The organism is Aerosakkonema sp. BLCC-F183, from assembly GCF_041929145.1.
GTDB lineage: Bacteria > Cyanobacteriota > Cyanobacteriia > Cyanobacteriales > Aerosakkonemataceae > Aerosakkonema.
Genome location: NZ_JBHFNU010000108.1, coordinates 136,746 through 162,284 on the forward strand (window position 1 = coordinate 136,746; position 25,539 = coordinate 162,284).

The 25,539-nt window shown below is 44.8% G+C and carries 20 protein-coding genes; 13 read left to right on the forward strand and 7 right to left on the reverse strand.

Features of this window, described 5'->3' with window-relative positions:
- The first annotated feature begins 73 nt into the window (after positions 1-73).
- A complete protein-coding gene (locus tag ACE1CD_RS32285) occupies positions 74-1,552 on the forward strand; it encodes a DEAD/DEAH box helicase (protein WP_374792441.1) in 1,479 nt (492 codons plus the stop codon).
- Between the two features lie 168 nt (positions 1,553-1,720).
- Here the strand turns inward: ACE1CD_RS32285 and ACE1CD_RS32290 are convergent, their stop codons facing one another.
- Positions 1,721-2,236: a methyltransferase family protein gene (locus ACE1CD_RS32290; RefSeq protein ID WP_374792443.1), complete on the reverse strand. Its 516-nt coding sequence runs from the start codon at positions 2,234-2,236 to the stop codon at positions 1,721-1,723.
- Between the two features lie 60 nt (positions 2,237-2,296).
- Complete coding sequence (locus tag ACE1CD_RS32295) at positions 2,297-3,259, reverse strand: aldo/keto reductase (protein WP_374792445.1); 963 nt, start codon at positions 3,257-3,259, stop codon at positions 2,297-2,299.
- Between the two features lie 204 nt (positions 3,260-3,463).
- On the opposite strand from ACE1CD_RS32295, the gene ACE1CD_RS32300 reads away from it, so the two are divergent.
- Positions 3,464-4,894, forward strand: a complete 1,431-nt coding sequence (locus ACE1CD_RS32300; RefSeq protein WP_374792447.1) for a BCD family MFS transporter — start codon at positions 3,464-3,466, stop codon at positions 4,892-4,894.
- A gap of 42 nt (positions 4,895-4,936) precedes the next feature.
- On the forward strand, positions 4,937-5,752 hold the full coding sequence (locus tag ACE1CD_RS32305) for an inositol monophosphatase family protein (protein WP_374827366.1): 816 nt from the start codon (positions 4,937-4,939) through the stop codon (positions 5,750-5,752).
- 66 nt (positions 5,753-5,818) lie between these two features.
- Here ACE1CD_RS32305 and ACE1CD_RS32310 read toward each other — a convergent pair whose 3' ends face one another.
- Positions 5,819-6,700, reverse strand: a complete 882-nt coding sequence (locus ACE1CD_RS32310; protein WP_374827367.1) for a ChaN family lipoprotein — start codon at positions 6,698-6,700, stop codon at positions 5,819-5,821.
- Positions 6,701-7,000: 300 nt separating this feature from the next.
- On the opposite strand from ACE1CD_RS32310, the gene ACE1CD_RS32315 reads away from it, so the two are divergent.
- Complete coding sequence (locus ACE1CD_RS32315; protein ID WP_374827368.1) at positions 7,001-7,228, forward strand: sensor histidine kinase; 228 nt, start codon at positions 7,001-7,003, stop codon at positions 7,226-7,228.
- 230 nt (positions 7,229-7,458) lie between these two features.
- Complete coding sequence (locus ACE1CD_RS32320) at positions 7,459-8,436, forward strand: alcohol dehydrogenase catalytic domain-containing protein (RefSeq protein WP_374827369.1); 978 nt, start codon at positions 7,459-7,461, stop codon at positions 8,434-8,436.
- Positions 8,437-8,438: 2 nt separating this feature from the next.
- On the opposite strand, the gene ACE1CD_RS32325 is transcribed toward ACE1CD_RS32320, so the two are convergent.
- From ACE1CD_RS32325 to ACE1CD_RS32340, 4 genes are all read right to left on the reverse strand, one after another.
- Positions 8,439-8,750, reverse strand: a complete 312-nt coding sequence (locus ACE1CD_RS32325) for a hypothetical protein (protein WP_374792457.1) — start codon at positions 8,748-8,750, stop codon at positions 8,439-8,441.
- 12 nt (positions 8,751-8,762) lie between these two features.
- Positions 8,763-9,812, reverse strand: a complete 1,050-nt coding sequence (gene chlG / locus ACE1CD_RS32330) for a chlorophyll synthase ChlG (protein ID WP_374792459.1) — start codon at positions 9,810-9,812, stop codon at positions 8,763-8,765.
- A gap of 129 nt (positions 9,813-9,941) precedes the next feature.
- Positions 9,942-11,111: an ArsA family ATPase gene (locus tag ACE1CD_RS32335; protein WP_374792461.1), complete on the reverse strand. Its 1,170-nt coding sequence runs from the start codon at positions 11,109-11,111 to the stop codon at positions 9,942-9,944.
- 9 nt (positions 11,112-11,120) lie between these two features.
- On the reverse strand, positions 11,121-11,318 hold the full coding sequence (locus ACE1CD_RS32340; RefSeq protein ID WP_190468519.1) for a DUF2862 domain-containing protein: 198 nt from the start codon (positions 11,316-11,318) through the stop codon (positions 11,121-11,123).
- A 281-nt stretch (positions 11,319-11,599) separates the two neighbouring features.
- On the opposite strand from ACE1CD_RS32340, the gene ACE1CD_RS32345 reads away from it, so the two are divergent.
- From ACE1CD_RS32345 to ACE1CD_RS32380, 8 genes are all read left to right on the forward strand, one after another.
- Complete coding sequence (locus ACE1CD_RS32345; protein ID WP_374792515.1) at positions 11,600-12,445, forward strand: ABC transporter permease; 846 nt, start codon at positions 11,600-11,602, stop codon at positions 12,443-12,445.
- A gap of 73 nt (positions 12,446-12,518) precedes the next feature.
- Positions 12,519-13,940 (forward strand): ABC transporter ATP-binding protein, encoded by a 1,422-nt coding sequence (locus ACE1CD_RS32350; RefSeq protein WP_374827370.1) that lies wholly within the window; start codon positions 12,519-12,521, stop codon positions 13,938-13,940.
- 41 nt (positions 13,941-13,981) lie between these two features.
- A complete protein-coding gene (locus tag ACE1CD_RS32355; protein ID WP_374827371.1) occupies positions 13,982-14,872 on the forward strand; it encodes a class I SAM-dependent methyltransferase in 891 nt (296 codons plus the stop codon).
- Positions 14,827-17,886: a glycosyltransferase gene (locus tag ACE1CD_RS32360; protein ID WP_374827372.1), complete on the forward strand. Its 3,060-nt coding sequence runs from the start codon at positions 14,827-14,829 to the stop codon at positions 17,884-17,886. Before ACE1CD_RS32355 ends, ACE1CD_RS32360 begins: the two co-directional genes overlap by 46 nt.
- Before the next feature lie 17 nt (positions 17,887-17,903).
- A complete protein-coding gene (locus ACE1CD_RS32365; RefSeq protein ID WP_374827373.1) occupies positions 17,904-21,479 on the forward strand; it encodes a glycosyltransferase in 3,576 nt (1,191 codons plus the stop codon).
- 11 nt (positions 21,480-21,490) lie between these two features.
- Complete coding sequence (locus ACE1CD_RS32370; protein ID WP_374827374.1) at positions 21,491-22,372, forward strand: sulfotransferase; 882 nt, start codon at positions 21,491-21,493, stop codon at positions 22,370-22,372.
- Positions 22,373-22,380: 8 nt separating this feature from the next.
- Positions 22,381-24,096 carry a glycosyltransferase family 39 protein gene (locus tag ACE1CD_RS32375; protein ID WP_374827375.1) on the forward strand — a complete coding sequence of 572 codons (1,716 nt, stop codon included), beginning with the start codon at positions 22,381-22,383 and terminating at the stop codon, positions 24,094-24,096.
- A gap of 133 nt (positions 24,097-24,229) precedes the next feature.
- Positions 24,230-25,531, forward strand: a complete 1,302-nt coding sequence (locus ACE1CD_RS32380) for a glycosyltransferase family 4 protein (RefSeq protein WP_374827376.1) — start codon at positions 24,230-24,232, stop codon at positions 25,529-25,531.
- The last annotated feature ends 8 nt before the right edge of the window (positions 25,532-25,539 follow it).

The window sequence follows — 25,539 nt, forward strand, 5'->3', positions numbered from 1 at the left end:
CCTTTTCACCAATTACTTCTTCACCAATTGGCAATTAGCAAATATCAACGTACAAGTAACACAGACTCATTCAATGACTTTAACTTTCAAAAACTTAGGTCTTTCAGAAACACGTGTTGAACATCTAGAAAAATTAGGACTTACAACACCGACGACAATTCAAGCACAAGCAATTCCCCAATTGCTTGCAGGCAGGGATGTAGTAGGTCAATCGCAAACAGGAACAGGTAAAACGGCAGCATTTTCTCTGCCAATTTTGGAAAGAATCGATATCGAGCGCAATGCAGTACAAGCTCTGATTCTGACCCCGACTCGCGAATTAGCAATGCAAGTTTCGGAAGCAATTCGCGACTTCAAAGTCGATCGCAAATTGTGGATTCTACCAGTATACGGCGGTCAATCGATCGATCGGCAAATTCGTCGCCTCCAACAAGGCGTTCATATCGTTGTGGGAACACCGGGACGGGTGCTGGATTTGTTGGAAAGAGGCGACCTCAAACTCGGTCAAGTCAGCTGGTTGGTATTAGATGAAGCCGATGAAATGCTGAGCATGGGCTTTATCGACGATGTAGAAAAAATCCTCAAACAAGTACCATCAGAACGGCAGACCGCATTTTTCTCCGCAACTATGCCACCAGCAATTCGCGAATTGGTAGCTAAGTTCTTGCGATCGCCCGTTACAGTTACTGTAGAACAACCCAAAGCAGCACCCAAGCAAATCAATCAAGTCGCTTACATGGTGCCTCGCGGTTGGACGAAAGCTCGTGCCTTACAGCCGATTTTGGAACTGGAAGACCCCGAAACAGCTCTGATATTCGTGCGGACTCGCCGTGCAGCCGCCGAACTCACCAACCAATTGCAAGCAGCCGGTCACAGCGTAGATGAATATCACGGCGATTTGAATCAACAAGCGCGGGAACGGTTATTGCTGCGCTTCCGCAACAAGCAAGTGCGTTTGGTAGTTGCTACGGATATTGCCGCACGCGGTTTAGATGTAGACCATCTCACCCACGTCATCAACTATGACCTGCCGGATAGCGTAGAAAGCTACGTCCACCGCATCGGACGTACCGGACGCGCCGGACGGGAAGGAACCGCAATTTCTTTGATCGAACCTTTGGATCGCCGCAAACTGCGCTTAATTGAGCGTCATGTGCGTCAAAGTCTGATAGTACGATCGATTCCTACCCGATCGCAAATTGAAGCGCGTCAGCTGGAAAAACTGCAAGCCCAAGTGCGCGAAGCTTTGTCTGGAGAACGCATGGCTTCCTTCCTACCTTTGGTAGCCCAACTCGGCGAAGAGTACGACGCCCACGCGATTGCAGCAGCCGCCCTGCAAATGGCTTACGATCAAACTCGTCCCGCTTGGATGCGATCGGAAAATTACGCCGAAGAAGAAATCGAGTTTGGCACTCCCAAACCCAGGTTGAACAAACGCGCTAAGACTTCCGAAGAATACATCGGTGAAGAAAGCGTTTCGGCAAGTGGCAAACCCAGACTGATCCGTCGTTCTCGCACTGCGGAATCATCCAAAGTCGAACTGGGGAACTAAAAGGTAAGAGCTAAAAAGGCAAAAGTAAAGATAATCTTCCCTTTTGCCTATGTTCTCTGGTTCTACCAGAGAACAATTTTTCTTTTTTTGGCTAAAACACGAATTTAGGGCTCCAGAACTTATCCTGGAAGCTTCTTTCCAACGAGGGAAAGGCAAATTGGCCTCTTTTTAGTACAACCAAGGAATCAGTTTTTTAGCTCGTTGCCTGTAATCTGAATAATCAGGATACTTTTCTGTTAACCAAGTTTCTTCGCGCCTTGCTTTGGCGTCAAAAAAAGCAAAGATAATAACTGTTGCGATTAAATGAGATAAACTGAATTCAAATATTGTCCAACTGAGTGCGATCGAAATGACGCCGCTATAAACTGGATGTCGCACCAGACTGTAAACACCAGATTGAACTAACTGTCCTTTTTCGATTGGATAAGGCAATGGTGTTAGCTGCTGTCCTAAATCTAGCAATCCCTTGACAAATAACACTAATGCTGCTATCGCTAATAAAGCAGCGATCGCCCAACTAAAATACAACCATTGAGAATAAGCAAAATTTAACCAAGTCGGGCGGTAAACTGGCAAAAGAATAAAGCCTACGATTAAAGCACCTTGAAGTAAAACCCAGTATTCGCCTCGACTGTTATTGCGCCAACCTTCGCGGGTGAATCCCCATTTAGAGAAGATGTTCATAAATTTACCTAGTTTTTTGAGGAGGTGCGTTACGCTAGCGCTAACGCACCCTCCGTAAATTTATGCTAACCAGGGACGACTCGCCTTTTCGAGCTGTGCAATTTCATCATCGCTCAGTCGCCAACCCAAAGCACCCGCATTCTGTCTCGCTTGTTCCGCTGTTTTTGCACCCGGAATGGGAATCACATCGCCTTGTGCAATTAACCAATTGAGCGCAACTTGGGCGGGGGTGCGATCGTACTTTTCCCCAAACTCCCGCAGTAGCGAGATCGCAGGCGCAATTTTTGTCAACCCGCTGCGACTGAAGCGAGAATCGAATTTGCGGGCGTCTGTTGGTTCTTGATAATTTTCGAGTGTGTACTTGCCAGTTAGCAAACCTTGTGCTAAAGGACTGTAAGCGAGGATGGTTACACCTAGCTGTTTGGCGGTAGCAACGATACCTTTACTTTCAACTTGTCGCGATAGCAGCGAATAACGCACCTGATTCGTGGCCAAAGGCACACCTCTCGATGCTAGGATTTGGTGAGCTTCGCGCATCTGTTCGGCTGAATAGTTGCTGACCCCTACTGCCGTGATTCTGCCACGCTGCACTTCATCTGCCAAGGCGTTCATCAAGGTATCTTGGCTCATCAAGAATGCAAAAGGCCAATGTACTTGGTAGAGTGTAACGCGATCGACTTGCAGCCGTTTCAAACTTGCCGTTACCGCGTCTGAAACCGACTCTTTGGTAAATCGCCAGGGTAAGGGGCCGTATTTAGTCGCTATTTCGACTTTTTGCCCACTTTGCTGCATGAACTTGCCCAGTAATTCTTCGGAAAGTCCCATCCCGTATACTTCTGCGGTGTCAAAGAAGTTAACCCCAGCGTCGATAGAAGCTTGAAAAGCTTCCCCTAGCTGCGCCTCTCCGTAATTTTTGCCATAATTCCAAAACAGTTTGTCACCCCAAGCCCAAGTGCCAATGCACAAGGGTGTAACGCTGGGACCATTTCGGCCTAGTGTAATAGTCTGTACTTGTGTTGCCATTTTAGTTTACACTTCTTTACATATATCGAGTGTAGCGTTACGAAGAAAGGCTCAACCTGGGTGAGTGCAGACAGAGAAACCCGGTTTTTTGGAGAAACCGAGTTTCTGGGATCTAGTTCGTGTAACTGAAAACCGCTATATCTTTAGAAAGGAAACCGTATTAAATATAAGTTAGTTTTGTAGCGATCGTCTGTTTGAAAAACTATGTCTAGCGGTGATTTATCAGATATCAAAATAGAAGACAATCCCCAAAAATTGCCCAGACTCAATCTACCTGCGATGTTAAGACTGGGTTTATGCCAAACCGGACTGGGTATGATGTCAGTTCTGACGTTTGGCGTACTCAATCGCGTTCTGATTAGAGAATTGGGAGTACCCGCAACCCTTGCCACAGTCATTTTAGCCTTGACTTTATTTGTAGCGCCAGCGCGAGTTTGGTTCGGGCAGCTGTCAGACACCAAGCCTTTGTGGGGTTATCATCGCACAGGATATGTGTGGATCGGTGCAGCCAGTCTGGCGATCGTCGCATTTATCGCCGTGCAAGTGATGTGGCAAGTGGGCGCAAGTTTGAAAGCGGAAGGCTGGACGAATCAAACCTATACCTGGACTGCCTTGCTAGCCTTTTTGTTTGCCCTTTACGGTTTGGCAGTCAGCGCTTGTTCGACACCCTTTGCCACCCTGCTGGTGGACGTTTCCGACGAAGATAATCGCTCTCAACTGGTGGGAATTGACTGGTCAATGTTGATCGGGGGAACGATTGTCGGCGCAATTATTATTGGCGCATTGCTGAAAAAAATAACTATAAATGCCCCGATAGAAGAGTTACAGGCAGCAATTAATCGCCTGTTTCTAATTGTACCTGCGATCGTCTTTGGTTTGGCTTTGTTGGGAACCTGGGGCATTGAGAAAAAATATAGCCGCTATGCCATGCGATCGACATTAGTCAACAAAGAAGCGAAAATTACTTTGGGTAGAGCTTGGCGTATCTTAACAGCCAGCCGACAAACTCAGTTATTCTTTACCTTTCTGGTAATGATGACGCTTGGCTTATTCATGCAAGACGCCATCTTGGAAACTTATGGCGGTGATGTCTTCAAAATGCAAGTCGGCGAAACGGCGACGCTCAATGCTTTCTGGGGAACTGGCACTTTATTCGGTCTGCTTGGAACTGGTTTCTTTCTGGCTCCGCGTCTGGGTAAGCGCAATACTACCAAACTTGGGTGCGTGTTAGTCGCTGTGTCGTTAATTTGGGTGATTTTATCTGGATTTACTCAGAATCCAAAACTCCTACAAACGGCGCTTTTGTTTTTCGGTTTGGTTTCCGGAGTAGCAACAACAGGAGCTCTGACTTTAATGTTGGATCTCACAGCCGCAGAAACCGCAGGAACATTTATTGGTGCTTGGGGATTGGCACAAGCTTTGGCAAAAGGCGTGGCAACAATTGCTGGAGGTGCTGTGTTAGATATCGGCAAGAAAATATTTACCGACTTGGTGGTAGCCTACGGATTGGTGTTTCTGTTGCAAGGATTGGTAATGCTGTTGGCTGTTTGGTATTTGGGGAAAGTGAATGTGACCGAATTCCGCACCAACGCACGGGAAGCGATCGCAACTGTCTTGCAAAATGAGCTAGATTGAGACAATCTATTGGTATTGTTGGCTACTACACAAACTAAAGATATGACTAATTTTTGGGATACACTTTTAAATTTTGCCGAGACAAATACTGCCAGAATCGGCACCAAACTGTTGGAAGATTTCGGTCGATTGCAGCCGACACTCAAGTCAGATGGCAGTTTGGTAACATCAGCCGATAAGTGGGCGGATGAGGAAATTCGTAATGCGATATTGGATACTTTTCCCAGTCACGATATTTTAAGCGAAGAGGGAGAACACGTTTTTTCCGGTGCGGAATGGTGCTGGGTAATCGATCCAATTGACGGCACAACTAACTTTACTCGCGGAATTCCGATTTGGGGAATTTCTTTGGGATTGCTGTATCAAGGAACGCCTATATTTGGCTACGTACATTTTCCCAACATCAATCAATCTTTTCACGGATACTGGCATGGCGCATCGTCTACTGATGGTGAAAATGGTGCGTTTATGAATAAGCGCCCTATTCACACCAGTAGCGACTCACCCAGCCAAAATCAATTTTTCAACCTTTGTGCCAGGAGTACGGCTGTTTTGCAAAAACCGCTTCCCTGCAAAATTAGAATATTAGGGGTGACTACCTACAATTTCCTGTGTGTTGCTACTGGTGCGGCGTTGGGAGGCGTGGAGTCTACACCTAAAGTGTGGGATTTAGCGGCAGTTTGGACTATTGTTCAGGCAGCAGGCGGTGTTTTGGTGCCGCTGAAAGAAGGATCGGTATTTCCGCTGCAAGAAGGGGAAAACTATGGCGATCGCTCTTATCCAACTTTAGTATCTAGTAGAGCCGAACTCGTGCCCATCTTTAAACCTTTGGTGGAATATCTTGGCGAAAAACGATAATTATTTCAGATTGCAAATTTCAGATTTCAAATTTAAAATTTGCAATCTAAAATCTTAAATCTGCAATTAATCTAACGTAGTTCTCCAAATAAAGTCAGCGATCGACTTGTCTGCTTTGAATTGAGATCTGTCGGGAGGATTTAGCAGCACTACACGCTGAACTAAGTTAGCGCTACCCAGGCGTCTAGCTACCCGACTGGGAATTCCATATCCGTAGACTACGTGACCCTGACCGACTAAAGTTACTACCTGAAAATCTGGGTTACGCTGCAAAAACTGGGCAATTACTTCCGCCATCGTTTCATCCCACAACACCTGCGCTTGAAAAAATCGCTCAAAACTGCTGCTGCTACCGCTACCTTGGTGCATTTGTTCGTAAATTTGCAACATTAATACGCGATAGGCGGCATTATCCGTGCGAATTTCTGACAGAGGCGGAATATATTGCTGTTCTTCCCGCGACAAGCTTTCCAAGCCTCGACGGGCAACCTTGCGCGTGATTTCAGTCGGTGTATTCAAAGCTAATACGGGTAGCCGATTGGCTTTAGCAAACCGCAGAATGGGAGCGTAGTATTCCCACGGGAAGCCCCAACGATTTTCGTAGTCCGTTCTTTCTCGCAGTCGCACTTCCGTCAATTCGTTACCGATATAGCGATCGAGCTCGAACTGAAAGGGTCGCTGAAACATTTCCATTGCGATCGCAATGTTAGGGTTCTGACGATGCAGTTCCTCAATAATCTGTAGTTGAATTATATGGTCTTCTGGGTTATCGTGCGTTTCTCCCAGGTACACAACATTAGCCTGTGCTAGTTGCGACAACACAGTTTGCGAAGTATAAGTAGGCAGCTGGCGGGGACGAAGGACTCTTTGAGCGTTAACCAGCTGAGTGCAGAACAGGATGATGCCCAGCGACAAAGCGCACAGGCTAACAAATTGGCATTTTCTCATAGCAATATTTTGCACTGTCTTGGCATAACTAGGGCTGAGTGTCAAGCCATAACCCAGATCCCCTCTGGTTTTGGCCCAGCAGCCATTTAAGCGATCGCCCTAATTGCAGGAGAGCCTACATAAGTCTAGTGACTGACATCACGCAATTATCGGGATTCGGGCACGTTTGTACTAGGTTTGGCATCAACTTACCTGACCGCTGTCGTCATCTTTGGAAGCTATTTACAATCACTGTGCGAATTACAAGCATAGCTCATAGTAATAAAGACCAAAATTGAAAATGAGAGCAGATTAACTCAAATGACACAAGAAGAAATTAGCGCAATAAAAAGTCAATTTTTTGCCACAGTTGCTCACGATTTGCGTACTCCTTTGACTGCCATTTTGTTATCTACAGAATTGCTTGAAACCTACGGTCATGAAACACCTGAAGAGAAAAAACGCCAATATCTTCGTTGTATTCGAGAAGCAGCAGAACAAATTAACAAATTAGTTAATGAGGCTTTAGATACTTATGGTATAGAGTAAAGAAGGCATCCAGTGAATTGCTTGAACAATGTACTTTTGCAAGTCGCCCCTAGATAGCGTTAGGGCGACTTTAAGTTGAAAATTTTAGGCGATCTATCCTTCTTCAACACAGCCTCGATCGAATCAAGCTGACTGCGTTTTTAAGAGGATATTACCTATGACCGAAAAAAGGCTCGTATGAAACAGATAAAATAAAAACAATTCACCATCCCTTCTACCTCTCACCTACCATGAAAGCCCTCTGGCTAGAAAACAACGAACTTCAACTGCGTACTGATGTCCCCATTCCCACACCACCACCGGGGGAAGTACTGGTGCGGGTAGTGCGTGCGGGTATCTGCAATACTGATTTGGAATTACTCAGAGGCTATTACCCCTACACTGGTATTTTAGGTCATGAATTTGTCGGGATTGTGGAACAGGGGCCAAGCGAACTGCAAAATAAACGGGTAGTGGGAGAAATTAACGCAGTTTGCGGTGAGTGTCGATTTTGTCGCAACGGATACCCGACTCACTGCGAAAATCGCACGGTTTTGGGTATCGTCAATCGCAATGGCGCTTTTGCAGAATATCTGACTTTACCTATCAAAAATCTGCATTCAGTACCGGATAACGTGCCAACCGATGTAGCTACTTTTACCGAACCTGTGGCGGCGGCGTTGGAAATTCAGCAACAGGTGAAAATAACTGCAAACGATCGCGTCCTAGTTGTAGGTGATGGTAAGCTGGGACAATTGGTGGCGCAGACATTGGCGCTGACTGGCTGCGATTTATTAGTTGTCGGGCGTCATCATCAAAAATTGGATTACTTAGCCGCACTTGGGATCGAAACTGGCTTTGCTGATGTGGTTCGCGATCGCACTTTCGATCTCTCTGTTGAATGTACTGGAAATCCCGAAGGATTTGCGATCGCACGTCGCGCCCTCCGTCCGCGAGGAACCCTGGTACTCAAAAGCACCTACGCTGGGCATCTCACTTTCGATGCTTCTTCCTTAGTGGTAGATGAAATTACCCTCATCGGTTCTCGTTGCGGCCCTTTCCCAGAAGCTTTGGCAGCCTTATCACAAAATAAGGTAAATGTCAAATACTTAATTCAAGAGCGGTATGGATTGCAAGATGCGATCGCGGCATTCGATCGCGCCCAACAAAGAGGTATTTTGAAAGTATTGCTAGAAATTAGTGCAGATTCTGAGAAATCAACCCGATAAAATCAGTACAAAGTATAAGTTTTCGGGCAATAATCGGGACATTCGATCGCATCCTCAGAATTAGCAATATGGGGATGCACCGTACACTTAAGACGATAGTCGTTAGTAAAAAACTGGCAGCCAGGGCAAGGGATTTGGTGCATCCGCTTAGCCCTGGTGACACTATGGTTAAATGCCGACCACAGATTCCCAGCCAAAAGAAACATCAATGCCCAGGCTAAGAAAAAGCAAAACGGCACCAAAAAAGGTTCGATGGGATGAATCAGCGGATAAAGCAGTTGGAACACGGCAATTCGCTTATCGAAGTTGAACAAGTATTTCTCATGTTAAACTCCGGCGTGCCCCAACGCCAAACCTGCCACCAGCATCCCCAAAACTAGGAAAGGCTGGGCGCTTGCTTGATACTTGACATCATTTTTCAGGGGGTCGCGCAGGAAATACATATCCTGAAAAGTGATTTGCGGAATGACAAGCAGCAGCAGAATAGTGGCGTATAAATTCTGGTGAATCGCGATCAAATACGCAGCAATACCAGCTTGAAAAATATCGATCGCCAGCACGCAAATCCAAGCCGCCGTAGTGATACCAAACATCACCGGCAGGGATTGCAAACCTAACTGCCTGTCTCCTTCCACACTTTTGAAATCATTGACAACCGCAATTCCCAAACCAGCCAAACTGTAAAACAAAGTCAGAATCACAATCGTAGAATTGAGGTCGCCAAACAAAGCATGACCTGCCCACCAAGGTAAAGCAATGTAACTGGCACCCAAAGCATAATTGCCCAGCCAGCCATTTTTTTTCAGTTTCAGGGGTGGAGCAGAATAAATGTAAGACAGGAACGAACCGCCTATTGCCAGAACAGTAATCGTGGGAAAGCTGTGACCCGCCCACAAATCGAGGGCGTATGCCAATCCAATTCCAGCGAGTAACAGCACCCAAACTTGGGTAATTACCTGGGGAATAGAGATTGCACCTGATGGAATCGGGCGATAGGGTTCGTTAATGGCGTCGATATCCTTGTCGTAAAAATCGTTAATGGTTTGGGTATAACCCGCCAGCAATGGCCCAGACATCAACATACACGCAGCCGCTATCAGCACGTTTTCCAATGTCCAGGTGTAGTGACCGGAGGAAGCCGCACCGCAGACTACTCCCCAAATCAGGGGAATCCAGGTAATCGGCTTCATCAGTTGCAGGCGGATTTTCCAAATATTAGTTTCCCCTGATGCGGCACCTTTCATACCTAGCATCTGCCGCGTTTTGGCAGTGCGATCGGTAGTGCTAACATTAGCTTCTATTGGCAGCGGCTGTGCCAATTCTGAAGTATTGGTTTCGGGATGGGGGGAAAACTGGGAGGGAGTGGGGTCAGACATATGGATTTTCGATTTTAGATTTTGGATTTTAGATTTTGGATTCATTGAAAGAGGAAATCTACCAAAATCGTCACGAGAAATAGATTCGGCTTTTGGGAATCCGCCAGCCTTATTACCTCCAGCTTCTTGCTAGAAAGAAATAGTTAGATAACTATTTTGGAATTTCGCTCCCTTAACCGGTTGCCCGCTTAACTGGGGAGGAAGAAAAATATTGCGGCGCTGGTCGCCTGCTTCGATCGTCACTTCCGGGCCGTACTGTGTGAGTTTAACTTGCTTTTTGTCAAACCCAGGCAAGAACAGCCGCACTTGACGAGCTGGAATGTCAATTTCTATGGGTTTGGGAGCCCGATAAGCTTGCCGGAAATCTGGCAGCGCCGCCATTAGGGGTTGCCAGTTGCCGCCGCTGCGGGCTGGCATAACGCTGACTGCCAAGGGCGCAAATTCGCTGGTTATGCTGTCGGTGACGGCAGCAACGCGATCGAATGTCTGGTAAACCTGTTCTAGGTTTTGCGCTGTCTCGGCTGCCGCTGTGTCCGGCATAGTGGCTTGATTGAGAATGACGCCACCCACAGTGAGGCCGATTTGCTGGGCGCTGCCCCAAAGGTATTTGGCAGTTGCGATCGCCACTGGGTCGCCCGTACTCACCAAATAAGCTGCCATGCGATGGGGATTGGCTACCGCATCCTTGCCTTGGTCTAACAGGTTGTTCACCTGGTTGGTGGGTTGGGCGAAGTTATCCTCGCCCCAATTCACGTTCAATACAGCGCTAGCGACCGGCTGGATAAAGGGCGATATGGTTTTCCCCAAATCGGAATTGATAAACAAGTTCCGAAAGCGGCGAATGTACCAACTCAGGATTTCCGGCATTCCCAGCATCCGCAGTGTGGTTTGGTCGCCCGTCCCATCGTAGACGATCGCATCGTATTTACCGGCAGCGTCGTACTCCCGAATGGCATTTAGCCCCAAGGCACTATCCATTCCCGGCAACACACCTAACTCTTGACCGAATACTTCTTTTATGATAGGTGTCCGGAGATATTGCGCTTCCAGCTTTTTGAATTCTTCCCAGCTGCGTTCCAGCAGCTGGGCTGTATGAAACTGCACCCCCTGGAGATTAGTCGATATTTCCTGGGGGTCGGGGCCAAGGGTAGCACCCAAAATGGCACTCATCGCGGGGTCGCTGCCCTGTCCGGCTAGCAGCACGCGCTTTCCTTGGCTCGCTAGCTGTTTGGCAGCAGCGATCGCCACTGTCGTGCGACCGGTGCCACCCTTGCCCAAAAATGTCAAAATCAAGGACATTTGTCTTCCTTAAGCGTTTACGGGTTCTAGTTCGTCTTCAAAGAACCAAGTAGCAAACTTGTCCTCAAACTGGACAACCACTCCCACACCGCTACCATCTACTATTTTGTATCCCTGAATAATGCCCCGCTGTCCCAGTCGTTTGATTACGTTTTCTGGCGCACGATCCCGAAGACGACGGACGCGGACTGTTTGACCGATTTCCATTGCAACACCAAACTATGAACCATTCCACAGTCTATATGTAGTTAGCGCTTTGGGGCTAGGGGCTGGAAAAGTCAAAAGTCAAAAGTCAAAAGTCAAAAGTCAAAAGTCAAAATTTTCCGTCTTGCCCCAGTCCCATGCCCCATACCCGATGCCCCATGCCCTATGTCCCACCAGAAACTTTTTCGCCAAATTGCAAAAATATGAATAAAATCTTAACCTAAGACCTTTTCCATATTGTGGTGTGTTGGTAGTGAGCGAGGAAACAAGCTTTGCTGAGGTCAATCCGAGGAGTTGTTCGTCAAGCTGGGAGATTTAGGCAGCATCTGCCTGTAAATAACCCGTGGTGGGCTAAGTTGGATCTCCTGAAAGCGTTAGTTGTGCGAGACTTGGAAGCTCGATACAAGGGCGCTATTTTGGGCAATTTTTGGTCATTAGCGAACCAAATATCCCAATTATTGATTTACACTTACGTTTTTTCTGTTGTTCTCAGGGTAAAGTTGAGCCTGCAAGGATTGCCAGAGAACAAGTTAACTTTTGGTTTGTGGATATTTGCGGGATTGCTACCTTGGACGGCATTCACTGCCGGCTTATTGCCAGCCGCAGTTTCCGTCATCAACCAACCAAATTTGGTAAAAAAGGTTGTGTTTCCCTTAGCGCTATTACCCTTAGTGCCAGTATTGTCTGCCTTTGTTGAAAGTTCGATCGGGTTAGTCGGACTTATTCTGTTGGTGGGAATGACCACCCAAACCGTTCACAGTACCCTCTGGTTTTTGCCGCTGCTTTGGTTAACCCAGTTGCTTTTAACGGCGGGTTTAAGTTATCTCGTCGCCGGGTTAACGGTATTCTTGCGCGATGTGCCCCAAACCTTATCGGTACTGACAAATCTGTGGTTTTATCTAACTCCGATTGTCTACCCTGCTTCCCTCATTCCAGAACAATGGCGTACTTTGGTGTTTTGTTTAAATCCGATGAGTGCGATCGCGGAAACCTATCGCGACCTCATCTTAGAAGGTAGCTTGAAGCACTGGCAAGAATGGACAATAGCTAGTTTCGTTTCTTTATCAGTGTTTTTGCTCGGCTTACAAGTTTATCGGCGATTGCGGCCTGCATTTGCCGATGTGCTTTAAATTTTAACAGAAAAAAAACCGCCAAAAATCTCGCTAACTCAACTCAATCCTTTGTCCTTTTAGCAGCAGAGTCATGACTGAAATTGCAATTTCTCTCGCCAATGTCTCCAAGTGCTTTAAGTGCTACTCTCGTCCTGCCGATCGCCTCAAAGATTTGTTACTGCCAGGAAAAAGTAGAGCTAATGAATTTTGGGCACTTCAAGATATCAACCTGGAAGTTCCCAAAGGGCAAACTTTGGGAATTGTCGGTCGCAATGGTTCCGGGAAAAGTACTTTATTGCAAATTATCGTAGGTACGCTGACACCAACCTGCGGTCAAGTGCGCGTCAACGGTCGCATCGCTGCATTGTTAGAACTTGGCAGTGGCTTTAACCCGGAATTTACCGGCAGACAAAATGTCTTTTTTAACGGTCGGTTGATGGGTTTGAGTCAAAAGGAAATTGAAGCTAAATTTGATGAAATTGTGGCGTTTGCAGATATCGGGGATTTTCTCGATCAACCTGTCAAAACTTATTCTAGCGGAATGTTTGTCAGGCTCGCATTTGCAGTTTCCACGAGCGTCGAGCCGGATATTCTCGTCGTAGATGAAGCTCTCTCAGTTGGAGATGAAGCGTTTCAACGCAAATGCTTCGCTCGCATTCAAACAATCCGCGCTAAAGGCGGCACAATTTTATTTGTTTCTCACTCAGCTAGTGCCGTTATAGAAATCTGCGATGCGGCTATTTTAATGGATCGGGGTGAAAAACTTCTTTTCCACCATCCTAAGTTTGTTCTGGACAAATATCATAAGCTAATGTACGCTCCAGAGGACAAGGTGCAGCATTTACGGGAAGAAATCCGCGAAATGCAAAAAACGGTGAGCTACGATGCTTTCAAGCAAAACATTTCGGTATTGGAAAACAAATCAGAAATAAGCCTTTACGAAGGATTAAATTCAGAAACAGAGTTAGAAACAGAAGCAGAAAACATCCGGGAATTTTACGATCCGGAGTTGGTTCCTTCCAACACAATTTCCTATGTGCCTCGCGGTGCTAAAATAACTAATCCCCACATAACGATGCCAGATGGCAGAGTGGTGAACCATCTAGTAGGTAAGAAAGACTACATTTACACTTACTCGGTAGCTTTTCTCAAACACGCTCAACAAGTTCGGTTTGGAATGCTGGTTAAAACCGTTAGTGGATTGGAACTGGGAGGTGCTTCATTTACCGCATCTTCTCAAGAAATCGAAGAAATTGAGCCGGAAACTATCGTAATAGTAAAGTTCCGCTTCAAATGCCTCCTCAATCCGGGGGTTTACTTTTTAAATGCCGGCGTTACAGGTTTGGTTGACGGACATTTTACCTATCTTTCCAGACATATTGATGTGGCAATGTTCAGAGTTCAACCAGAAACCAATTCTTATGCCAGCGGTATAGTTGACTTGATGATCGAACCAAGTTTGACTATCAATGCCGATTTGATCGAAAAACATCAAGAAATTGAAGTTTTTTAGAGATCCTTTACCACAAACGGCGTTGATTAAAATTAAGGTGGATGCCAATGGATATCGAAGCGATCGCACAGAAAAAGCAGGAAATAATAGACAAGTTTGGCGAGTGGACAAATCACAACATCCATCTGGCTGACGATATCTACACGATCGGTCAAAAAATCACCGGATCTGAGGTAAAGGTGAGGCGGATATTACAAGCAATATCCGATGTAGTCGATCGACCTTTTGAAAACCTGCGAATTCTCGACTTAGCTTGTCTGGAGGGGTTATATGGCATAGAACTCGCACTTCACGGTGCAGAAGTTGTCGGCATAGAAGGCCGACAAGCTAATATCGAAAAAGCTCGATTTGCTAAAGAAGCCCTTTCCCTGGACAACATACAACTGGTACACGACGATGTTCGCAATCTCAGTCCGGAAAAGTACGGCACTTTTGATGTAGTCTTATGTTTGGGTATACTTTACCACTTGGATGTCCCGGATATTTTTCGTTTTGTGGAGAATATGGCAGCAGTTTGCCAAAAGCTCCTGATTTTAGATACTCATGTCAGCACAAACGCCGAAAAGTGCTATATTTACAACGAGCAAAAATACTGGGGCAGTCACTATGCAGAACATAGCGGTAATTCAACGCCGGAGGAAAGAGAGAAGTTGCTGTGGGCATCGTTAGACAATTTAACCAGTTTTTGGTTTACGCGCCCTTCCTTGTATAATTTATTGTCGGTGGTGGGTTTCACATCCGTATATGAGTGCCATAACCCAGCCGTGATAAAGTATGAAGTAATGCGCCAAAGAAAAGAAGCCGATCGAAACACATTTTTGGCAATAAAAGGAAAAGAAGAAACAATACTGTCGTCGTCGATAGCGAATAATATACCACCGGAAAGATGGCCAGAAAAAGAAGAGTTAGAAGTAGCAATACGAACGCGGTAAAACAACCGCAAACACTGATAATAACGGGAATGCACCGCTCTGGCACATCTCTGACGGCTGCGTTTGTACAGCAAATAGGAGTAAATTTAGGCAACAACACTTTTGAGGCAGATGAGCATAATCGCAAAGGCTACTTTGAAGACGTTGACTTTCTAGAATTTCAGCGCTCGGTTTTGCAAAATAGTTGTCCTCCTGAAGAATCGGGATGGCAGGATTGGGGATGGACAGAAAATGAAAGTTTGGACAGTAATAATTTTGCCAATTATATAGAAACAGCAAAAGAATTAATTAACAGCCGTCAGCACAACTTTCCGATTTGGGGTTGGAAAGACCCGCGTACAAGTTTAATGCTCGATTTCTGGGACGATTTGCTTCCAGAAGCAAAATATTTATTTGTTTATCGCTACCCGTGGGATGTAGAGGATTCAATTAGCCGTCTGAAGGAAACGGTTTTTACCAAACATCGTGACTACGCTTTGAAAATTTGGGAGTATTATAATCGCCAACTGATTGATTTTTATAAAAGTCATTCGGATCGGATTGTTTTATTGAACGTAAATGCTTGGCAGAAACAGCCAGAGATGTTAATTGAATTAATGCGAAATAAACTGGATATAGAAATAAAGGATAATGCGAGCGATCGCGAATTTAAATTAATATACGATCGACAAATATTTAAAAGCTTAAAATGGGATTCGTTTGCGGTAAAATATTTATATAAAAAGTCACCGCAGTACTTTTCTATGTTGGAGGAATTAGATCGGCTTGCCGATCTACCCAGCGAATTCTCCCTGTCAGCGATCGAGTGGGAAAATAATTCTGAAGCCAGCATTGTCTTGAGCTCTGCAAGTTCTTCAGAGCCGGGAACAAGTTCAGAAGATTTTCAGTCAAATTCAGCACAGTTAAATGAAACTGTAGCAAAGAAAATGAGATTGTTAAACGCTCCAGAAAGTGAGATAGCTGTAACGGTTGTAATTCCTTGTTACAATCAAGGTGAGTTTATTTTAGAGGCGATTTCCAGCGTAGAAAGCTGCCAAGATCGCGTTTACGAAATTTTAGTAATAAACGATAAATCGACAGAAAAAGTAACATTAAAGATTTTGGATTATTTAAAAGAAAACGGTTATTGTATCATCGAACAGGAAAGAAATTTAGGGTTGGCGTCAGCCAGAAATACAGGCGTAGAAAAGGCAAGAGGCCGTTACATCCTGCCGTTGGATTCCGATAATAAAATCAGGCCGGAATATATCACAAAGTCAATTGAAATATTGGATAAATATCCGGAAGTAGGAGTAGTTTACGGAGACGCAGAATTTTTTGGAGAGAGAACAGGTATTTGGGAAGTAGGCGAATTCGATATTAACAAACTGGCAGGCAGAAACTATATCGATGCTTGTGCTGTGTACCGGAAGCAAGTTTGGGAAGATTGCGGCGGATACGACACCAAAATACCGGATAAACTGGGGTATGAAGATTGGGACTTTTGGCTGTCAGCAGCAGAGAAAAGATGGAAATTTTATCATATTCCAGAAGTATTATTTGATTATCGGGTCAGAGCAGATTCAATGGTGAGTTTGTGCAGAATACCGGAAAATCATGAGAGATTGGTACGTTATATATGCGCGAAGCACTTAGAAATATATAAAACTAACTTTGCTAACATTTTGGCAGAAAAAGATTCTGCGTTACTAAAAGAGCAGATCCGTTATGAAGGACTGGAAATGGAATTGGCAAAAACTCAGGCAGCATTAGAAGAATCTCAGTCACATCTGGGGCGCATCCAATCAGCTTGGGAAGAATCGCAAGAACAGTTACAGCGCATTCAATCAGCTTGGGAGGAAGCGCAGTGGGACATACTTCGCATCCAAGGTGCTTGGGAACAAGCACAATCGGAAGTGCAAATAGCTCACGCTGCCAGCGAGAAAACGCAATCAGAACTGCGGCGCATCCAATCAGCTTGGGACGAAACGCAGTTGGAAGTCGATCGCATCCGCAGCGCTTGGAAAGAATCTCAAGAACAAGTATCCCTCACTCACGCCTTGTGGCAACAAGCGCAGTCAGAAGTCGATCGCATCCGCAGCACCTGGGAACAATCCCAGGAGGAATTGCGCCAAACACACGCGGCTTGGGAAGAATCCCAGCAGAAATCGCAACAGCAAACACAAAGCATCCAAACTGCTTGGGAGCAAGCACAGCAACAAGTGCAGCTAACTCACAGCGAATGGGAGCAAGCGCAACAGCAAACGCAAAGCATCCAAACTGCTTGGGAGCAAGCACAGCAACAAGTGCAGTTAACTCACAGCGAATGGGAGCAAGCGCAGCAGCAAACGCAAAGCATCCAAATTGCTTGGGAGCAAGCGCAGCAGCAGTTGCACCGCATCCAAAGTATCTGGGAGCAAGCGCAGCAACAAGTGCAGCACATTCAAACTACCTGGGAACAAACACAAAACCAAGCACAGCTAACTCACAGCGAGTGGGAGCGATCGCAGCAGCAGTTACACCAAATTCAAAACGCCTGGGAACAAGCGCAGCAGCAAGCACAGCAAATCCAAACCACTTGGCAGCAAGCGCAACAGCAAGTGCAGCTAACTCACAGCGAATGGGAGCGATCCCAGCAGCAGTTGCACCAAATCCAAAATGCTTGGGAACAAACGCAGCAGCAAACTCAGCTAATTCACACCACTTGGGAGCAAGCGCACTCACAAGCGCAGCGCGTCCAAACTGCTTGGGAGCAAGCGCACTCACAAGTGCAAAGCATCCAAACTGCTTGGGAGCAAACACAACAGCAAGCACAGCAATCGCAATCCCAACTCGTACAAATACAAACAGACTGGGAGCGATCGCAATCCCAACTCGTACAAATACAAACAGACTGGGAGCGATCGTACAGTCAACTGCAAATCGCGCAGGCAGATCTCGCACAAGCGCGATCGACCATTAAAGAAATGGAAAGCAGTAAATTTTGGAAATTGAGAACAGCGTGGCTTCGATTCAAGCAGGCGATCGGTTTATAAAAAAATACTGAAAAAAAATGCAAAAAAATTTATCCGATATGGCAGAATTTGCTCAAAAAGCCAAATTACCCTTCTTGGGGGTAAAACTAGAAACTATTTCGCCAGAAGATGACTTATTCATAGAAGTAGTTCCCACAGGCGACTTACTCGGTTGTTTGGATGGCCCAACTCCTAACGAAGTTAACACCAACGGAATGTTGGTTGTGGTAGGTTGGCTGGGAAGCAGAAACTCCCGCATTCAATCCCTCAGCTTGTCCAGAGACGGCTTACCAGAAGAACCCATATCCTACGGTTTGCCTCGTCCAGACGTAGCGCAAGTATTCCCTGACTTGCCAAACGCAGCGCTATCTGGATTTCGGTGGAATATCTTTTTAGGGCCGAACTACTCCGGAAATATTATCATCACAATTTGGGCAGTCCTGGAAAATGACGAAAAAATTTGTTGTTTTACTCGCCGCGTCAGAGTGCAGCCCTCTCCATCAGAACAAGTTAAACGCTTCAACCCAATTCTTTTTATTTACGGTGCCGCACGCAAAGCAATCGCAGCATACCAACACGGACGCTTATCGCCTTCTCCATTTGAGTGGGTTCGCAAACTGCGGATTTACTATCAACAACAGAAAAACGATCGCCAAATCGCGATCGAAAGTTTCAACGTAACTCATCCTTGGCAACTTCAAGATCCATATCAAAGATGGCTAGAAACAAATCGTCTCACCCCAAAGCTTTTAGCACGCATGACAGAAGATGCTCAAAAGCTCAAAAATAGCGGGCCGAAAATCAGCATTGTTGTTCCCGTTTATAACACCTCAGAACCATTTCTCAGGGAGATGATTAATTCCGTCACCGAGCAAATTTATCCTAATTGGGAACTTTGCTTAGCTGACGATGCCTCCACCAAGCCTCACGTCAAAGAAGTTTTGACAGAAGCACAAGCATCGGACTCGCGCATAAAAGTTACTTTTAGACAACAAAACGGACACATCGTAGCAGCGACAAACTCTGCCTTAGACTTAGCTACCGGTGAATACGTTGGCTTCTTAGATCACGACGACCTCTTATCGCCGGACGCCTTACTGCACGTTGCCGAATGTATTAGCAAAAATCCCGATGTGGATTGGATTTACACAGACGAAGACAAAATCGATGAAACTGGACGCAGGTACGATCCCCAACTGAAGGGAACCTGGAGTCCAGAAATGATGCTCACCCACAACTTTACCCAACACTTTACCGTTATCCGTAAAACAATAGTCGCTCGAGTCGGACGGATGCGAAAAGGTTTTGAAGGAGCTCAAGACCTGGATTTATTTTTACGAGTCACCGAACACACAAATATAGATAAAGTTAAACACATTTCCAAAGTTTGCTATCACTGGAGATCCCATTCCGAAAGTACAGCTTCCCACGGCACGCAAAAACGCTACGTATTCGATAGTGCCTATCGCGGCATATCAGATACAATTCAACGTCGAGGTCTCAAAGCCGAAGCATTTTTGCCTGCCCTTGCAGAAAAGCACGGCTTATGTTTGTATCAATTGAAGTGGGACGCCAGCTTGCTAGCGGAAAATCCCGTCACTATTGCCATTCCCACCAGAGACAAAGTTGAACTGTTAGAAAAATGCGTAGCTAGTTTAGAAAGAACTGTTGATAAGCGTTACGTAAAGCTACTCATCATAGATGATGACTCTCAAGAGAAGAAAACTCACGACTATCTCAAAAAATTAGTACAAAATCAAGTCCTACAATGCCGAGTCATTCACTCAGGACGAACTAAGGAACCTTTCAATTACGCAAGGTTAATGAACCTCGCCGCTAAATACGTCGATACGCCCTATATGCTTCATCTCAATAACGATATAGAAGCGATCGCCCCTGGCTGGTTAGAGGACATGGTAGGCTGGATGTCAATAGATGATGTGGCAATAGTAGGTGCTAAACTTTTATATCCCGATCGTACTATTCAACACGCAGGTGTAGTCATTGGGCCCCATAATGGACTCGCCGATCATCTATTCCATAATCTACACACAGAAGAAATAGGTTATATTGTTTTACCCCATGCCGCACGCAATCTATCAGCAGTCACCGGTGCTTGTCTTTTAACTCCCACCGCTTTATACAGAGAATTAGGTGGCTTTGACGAAGAAAACTTCGCAGTACAATACAACGACGTAGACTACTGTTTGCGCGTTATTCAATCTGGCAAACGAGTTGTTTTTACACCTCAAGCAACTCTCATCCACGTTACCAGCGCTTCCAGAGGCAAAGATTACGATTACCGAGAACACTTAAATTTTCTCAGCAGATATCCGAATTTTCGAGACCCCTACTTCAACGAAAATTTAGATATAGAATCCATGTGGATGGCAGTAAATCCAGCCAAATACTGTCATACAGAACGAGTGGGTAAATTAAAAGTTTTGGTAATTACCCACAATTTAAATTTGGAAGGAGCGCCTTTAATTATTTACAACTATGCGCGTCACTTTGCTACAGCGGGCGAGTATCAGGTCAATGTCATATCTTCTGAAGATGGCATTTTGCGAGATTTTTATGAAGAATTAAACATCCCTGTAAAAATCGTCTCCAATCAAGTACCGCTGAGCGACGAATCGGTAGAACAATTTCGCAATCGGTTAAGAAAATTAGGAGATAACCTCGATTTATCTTCCTTCGATATAGTCGTAGCCAACACCTTACTAACTTTCTGGGGTGTGGAAATGGCACGGTTATTCGGATTGCCAAGTATTTGGAACATTCACGAAAGCATCAGTATCGAACAAAGCATCAAGCACTGTTTTGGAGAAGGCTCAGAAGAGTCTATGCGACAATTGCTAAAAGATTGTTTTGTCAATGCTAATAAAGTTGTTTTCCAAGCTGAAGCGACCTGTAACTTGTTTCAGAGGTTGAATGCTAAAGATAATTTCCGCACCTTTCCCGGTGCAGTTCCCATAGACAAAATCAACCAATTCCGCCACTCTCATCATAAATCTGACCTCCGCGCTAAATATGGTATTAATCCAGATGATGTCGTCCTCACGATGGTGGGAACTATTTGCGAACGGAAGGGACAGCATATTTTAGTAGAAGCGGTCAAAGAACTGCTAACTCGCTACCCGGAACGGAATGCTGGCTTATCTTTCGTTATAGTTGGCGGTAACGTACCCAGTTACCTCAACTTTGTACAGCATCAAATCAAAGCATTAGAACTGACAAATGTCTATATTTTTGACAAAACTAAAGATATCTTTGACTTTTTTGCTCTGAGCGATGTTTTTGTATTCTCAAGTTTTGAAGAGTCGTTTCCCAGAGTAATCTTAGAAGCAATGGCATTTCAACTCAAGATTGTCAGCACCAACGTTTTTGGTATTCCGGAAATGGTTAGTGATGGACATGAAGCATACTTGGTGCCATCTGGCAACCCGAAAGTTTTAGCTGATGCAATTGAGGAATGCTTGAAAAATCCAGAAAAATCGGCGCGTATGGCTAGTAATGCTTATGCCAAAGTTTGTAGAATGTTCGATGAAAAAGACCTCCTCCAAAAGCATCTTTTACTGACTAAACAAGTAGCCCTAGAAGAAACTCATTGATTTAATTTGACATGATGAAAATAGACAGCAAAGAACGAAAACCAGACTTCTTGATTATCGGAACCCAAAGAGGTGGCACTACCTCTATGTACGGTTATATAAATCAACATCCCCAGGTTGTACCAGCCCAAAGAAAAGAAGTACATTTCTTTGACTTTAATTTTCATAAAGGTGCTGATTGGTATCGAGAGCAATTTGCCAAATTTGCTAAATCTGTTGACCGAAAAACAGCACAGCAAGATGTTGTAGAAGTTGAAAAAGCTGAAAATAATTTTATTAATGGGTTTATCACTGGTGAAGCAAGTCCTTATTATCTTTTTCATCCTTTGGTTCCCCAGCGCGTTTACGATCTGTTTCCCGAAATCAAGCTAATTGTGCTGTTGAGAAACCCAGTTGCTAGAGTAATTTCTCATTACTATCATGAGGTAAAGTTAGGATTTGAAAATCTGTCTCTAGAGGATGCGATCGCAGAAGAAGAATTTCGGCTCAAAGGGGAACTCGAAAAAATATTAAGTCGGGAAACTTACTACAGCTTCAATCATCAGCATTATACTTACCTTTCCAGAGGTATTTATATCGAGCAAATCGCAAATTGGATGTCTTTTTTTCCTAAAGAACAATTTTTGATACTCAAAAGCGAGGATTTTTACAACGATCCGCAAGCCATTTTACATCAAGTATTTGAGTTTCTAAGTTTGCGCCCTCACAAGCTTAATAAATATGACAAATGGAATACTGCGGATTATGACATAGAAGATGTTAGCGAAGCAACACACCATCAACTAAAACAATATTTCCAGCCTTATAACCGCAAATTATCAGAGTATTTAGGGAGAAATTTTGATTGGGATAGGACTTACGCAAAGAAACCGGGTTTCTCCGAAAAATGGTAGGTTTCACCGTGAACAATCGACGCAGAAACCCGGTTTCTAGCCCTCATCTAAATGGCGCAAAGTTTTTAATTATCGCTCTGTTAGCTATAGGAGTGTTTTTCCGCTTTGTAAATTTGGATAAAAAAGTATATTGGGGAGATGAAGTTTTTACTTCATTGCGGATTGCCGGTTACACTCTTACAGAAGCAACACAGGAATTATTCGATCGCCAACCAAAAACGATCGCAGAGTTACACCAGTATCAGCAACCTCGTCCAGACAAAGACATAACCGATACTATTAAATCTTTAGCAGATGAAGACTCCCAACATCCCCCACTATATTATGTAATCGCCCATTATTGGGAAAAGTTTTTTGGCTCTGGATTGGCAGTGAAAAGAAGTTTACCTGCCTTCATTAGTTTATTGGCTTTCCCTGGCATTTATTTTTTATGTTGGGAATTATTTAACTCACCGATGCTAGGCTGGGTAGCAGTAACAATTGTCGCAGTTTCCCCGTTCCACGTACTTTACGCACAAGAAGTACGCGAGTATAGCTTGTGGACAGTTACTATATTGTTATCCAGTTGGTTATTGCTGCGATCTATGCGCCTTAACACAAAATTTAGTTGGATAATGTATGCAGCTAGTTTACCATTATTATTGTATACTTACTTATTCTCGATATTAATTGTTGTCGGACAAGCAATTTATGTATTTGTAAGCGAAGGATGGCGCTGGCACAAGAAACAAATAGCATTTTTGCTCGCATCTGGCTTTGGGTTGCTAACATTTACGCCTTGGTTGTGGATTGTTGTTAATAGTTTGTCTAGTATCCAAAGTACAACCAGTCAGTTTGCAGAAAAAGTAGACCTGCCGTCTTTGCTGCAAATTTGGAGCTTTAACCTTAGCCGCGTTTTTATAGATTTAGATAGTCAGGGTAAAATTGTAAATTTTGGCAATCCAATTGCAGTGGCGCTTCGAGTAGCTGTGATATTAAGCACCGCTATTTTGGTAGCATACTCGATTTATTTTATTTGCGATCGCACTCCGAAAAGAGTTTGGTTATTTATCTTAACTTTAATGGGTGTCACAGGGCTTGCTCTCATACTGCCCGATTTAATTGTAGGTGGTATCCGCTCAGGCGTTGCTCGTTATCTCGTACCCTGTTATTTGGGCATTCAACTAGCAGTCACTTATACTATTTTTATGATGTGTTACGCAGAAATTTTCCCGCACACCTCTTATGGTAACACCGGGTTCGATAACGGGGGAATTTTCAGTTTACGAATAAACAGCAAAAAATTTTCTCATCTGTGGCGATCGATCGCCCTTGTGCTGATATCGCTAGGTGTTTTATCATGTACTATTAGTTCTCAAGCCGAATCTTGGTGGAACAAATATGGCAGCTACTACAATCCTCAAGTAGCTAGGATGATTAACCAGAATAAAAGCCCTCTTGTCATCAGTAGCGGTTATGTGCCCAGAGTCTTATCTCTTAGCTATTTACTCCAACCAGAAGTCAAGATTCAGTTTATCCCCCAAGCAAATATATCGCAAATTCCCCCTGGCTTTACCGAAGTATTTTTATATCGACCTTCAGCAGAAAAATTAAAATATCGACGTTGGCAACAACTGAATTATAAAATAGAAACAGTATATCAATCTCCGCCTATTTACGAATACTTGGAGCCAATTTCCCGCCCTAGCGAGATCTGGATCTGGAAATTAACGAAACGTTCGTAAAATGATATGAAAGTGGAAAATATAGTAGGTTGGGTTGAGGCAACGAAACCCAACACCCAGTCCCGACGCCCTTTTTTGACTTTTGACTTTTGACTTTTGACTTTTCTAACCCCTAACTCCTAACCCCTAGCCCATGCGAATTCTCTTCCTGCATCCTAACTTCCCAGCCCAATTTCGCCATGTGGCGACACTTTTAGGCAAAGACCCCAACAATGAAGTTGTCTTTGCTACAAAAATCGAAAATGCGGAGTGGCAAATTCCCGGTGTCCGCAAAGTCTTGTTCAAAGTAAGCCGGGAAGCGCGAGCGGAAACGCACCACTACGTCCGCTTCTTAGAAAACGGCGTTTTGCACGGACAGGGAATGTTTCGGGTAGCCGAACAGCTCAAAGCAGAAGGCTTTATACCGGATGTAATCTACGGGCATTCTGGCTGGGGGCCAACCTTATTTATGAAGGATGCGTTCCCCAACTCTCAGCTGATGTGTTATTTCGAGTGGTTTTATCACGCCATAGGCTCAGATGCTGACTTCGACCCAGCAGAACCCTTATCTGTGGATGATATGGCCCGAATTCGCATCAAGAACGCGCCGATTTTGATCGACTTATACAGTTGTGATTGGGGCATATCGCCAACTCACTGGCAAAAGTCGCAGTTTCCCGAAGAATTCCACAGTAAGATTACGGTGCTGCACGATGGTGTAGATACCGACTACTTTAAGCCCAACCCAGGTGCAAAACTGATCCTGCCCAATCTCGATTTGTCAGGAGTTGATGAAATTGTCACCTATGTGGCGCGGGGAATGGAACCTTATCGCGGTTTTCCAGAATTTATAGAAAGCCTTGCCTACGTGCAAGAGAGGCGTCCCAACTGCCATATAGTTATTGTAGGGTCCGATCGCGTTTGTTACGGCAGATCCTTGCCCAACAACGAGACCTACAAAGACCATATGCTCAAGAAAGTCCCCCTCGATTTATCGCGAATTCACTTCGTCGGCTCCCTACCTTACGGACTGTATCTCAAAGTCATTCAAGCATCCTCAGCCCACATCTATTTAACTCGGCCATTCGTGTTATCTTGGTCGATGATCGAAACTATGTCTACCGGATGCTTGGTGATTGGCTCCGACACACCACCAGTGCGGGAAGTTATCCGCGATGGAGAAAATGGTTTGCTGGTGGATTTCTTTTCACCCAAGCAAATTGCCGATAGAATCGATGAAGTGTTGGATCATCCCACCCGCATGGCAGAAATTCGTCAAAAAGCTCGGCAAACTGTTCTCGAACAATATTCCCATGACATTTTGCTGCCCCGCCACATTCAGCTGATTGAAGATGTAGCTAATCGTGGGCTGTCACCACAACAGAATATGGTGTCCAGCCTTGAGCGACAAACTCAAGATTTTGCTCTGGCACAGGGAAATTTAACCAACTCTTGAACAAATTT

Coding starts and splice junctions, on each gene's coding strand:
- chlG (WP_374792459.1), bottom strand. CDS start 9,812: ATGTCTGACCCCACTCCCTCCCAGTTTTCCCCCCATCCCGAAACCAAT.
- ACE1CD_RS32360 (WP_374827372.1), top strand. CDS start 14,827: ATGGCCAGAAAAAGAAGAGTTAGAAGTAGCAATACGAACGCGGTAAAA.
- ACE1CD_RS32365 (WP_374827373.1), top strand. CDS start 17,904: ATGCAAAAAAATTTATCCGATATGGCAGAATTTGCTCAAAAAGCCAAA.
- ACE1CD_RS32290 (WP_374792443.1), bottom strand. CDS start 2,236: ATGAACATCTTCTCTAAATGGGGATTCACCCGCGAAGGTTGGCGCAAT.
- ACE1CD_RS32295 (WP_374792445.1), bottom strand. CDS start 3,259: ATGGCAACACAAGTACAGACTATTACACTAGGCCGAAATGGTCCCAGC.
- ACE1CD_RS32350 (WP_374827370.1), top strand. CDS start 12,519: ATGACTGAAATTGCAATTTCTCTCGCCAATGTCTCCAAGTGCTTTAAG.
- ACE1CD_RS32315 (WP_374827368.1), top strand. CDS start 7,001: ATGACACAAGAAGAAATTAGCGCAATAAAAAGTCAATTTTTTGCCACA.
- ACE1CD_RS32340 (WP_190468519.1), bottom strand. CDS start 11,318: ATGGAAATCGGTCAAACAGTCCGCGTCCGTCGTCTTCGGGATCGTGCG.
- ACE1CD_RS32355 (WP_374827371.1), top strand. CDS start 13,982: ATGCCAATGGATATCGAAGCGATCGCACAGAAAAAGCAGGAAATAATA.
- ACE1CD_RS32310 (WP_374827367.1), bottom strand. CDS start 6,700: ATGAGAAAATGCCAATTTGTTAGCCTGTGCGCTTTGTCGCTGGGCATC.
- ACE1CD_RS32370 (WP_374827374.1), top strand. CDS start 21,491: ATGATGAAAATAGACAGCAAAGAACGAAAACCAGACTTCTTGATTATC.
- ACE1CD_RS32285 (WP_374792441.1), top strand. CDS start 74: ATGACTTTAACTTTCAAAAACTTAGGTCTTTCAGAAACACGTGTTGAA.
- ACE1CD_RS32380 (WP_374827376.1), top strand. CDS start 24,230: ATGCGAATTCTCTTCCTGCATCCTAACTTCCCAGCCCAATTTCGCCAT.
- ACE1CD_RS32335 (WP_374792461.1), bottom strand. CDS start 11,111: ATGTCCTTGATTTTGACATTTTTGGGCAAGGGTGGCACCGGTCGCACG.
- ACE1CD_RS32300 (WP_374792447.1), top strand. CDS start 3,464: ATGTCTAGCGGTGATTTATCAGATATCAAAATAGAAGACAATCCCCAA.
- ACE1CD_RS32305 (WP_374827366.1), top strand. CDS start 4,937: ATGACTAATTTTTGGGATACACTTTTAAATTTTGCCGAGACAAATACT.
- ACE1CD_RS32320 (WP_374827369.1), top strand. CDS start 7,459: ATGAAAGCCCTCTGGCTAGAAAACAACGAACTTCAACTGCGTACTGAT.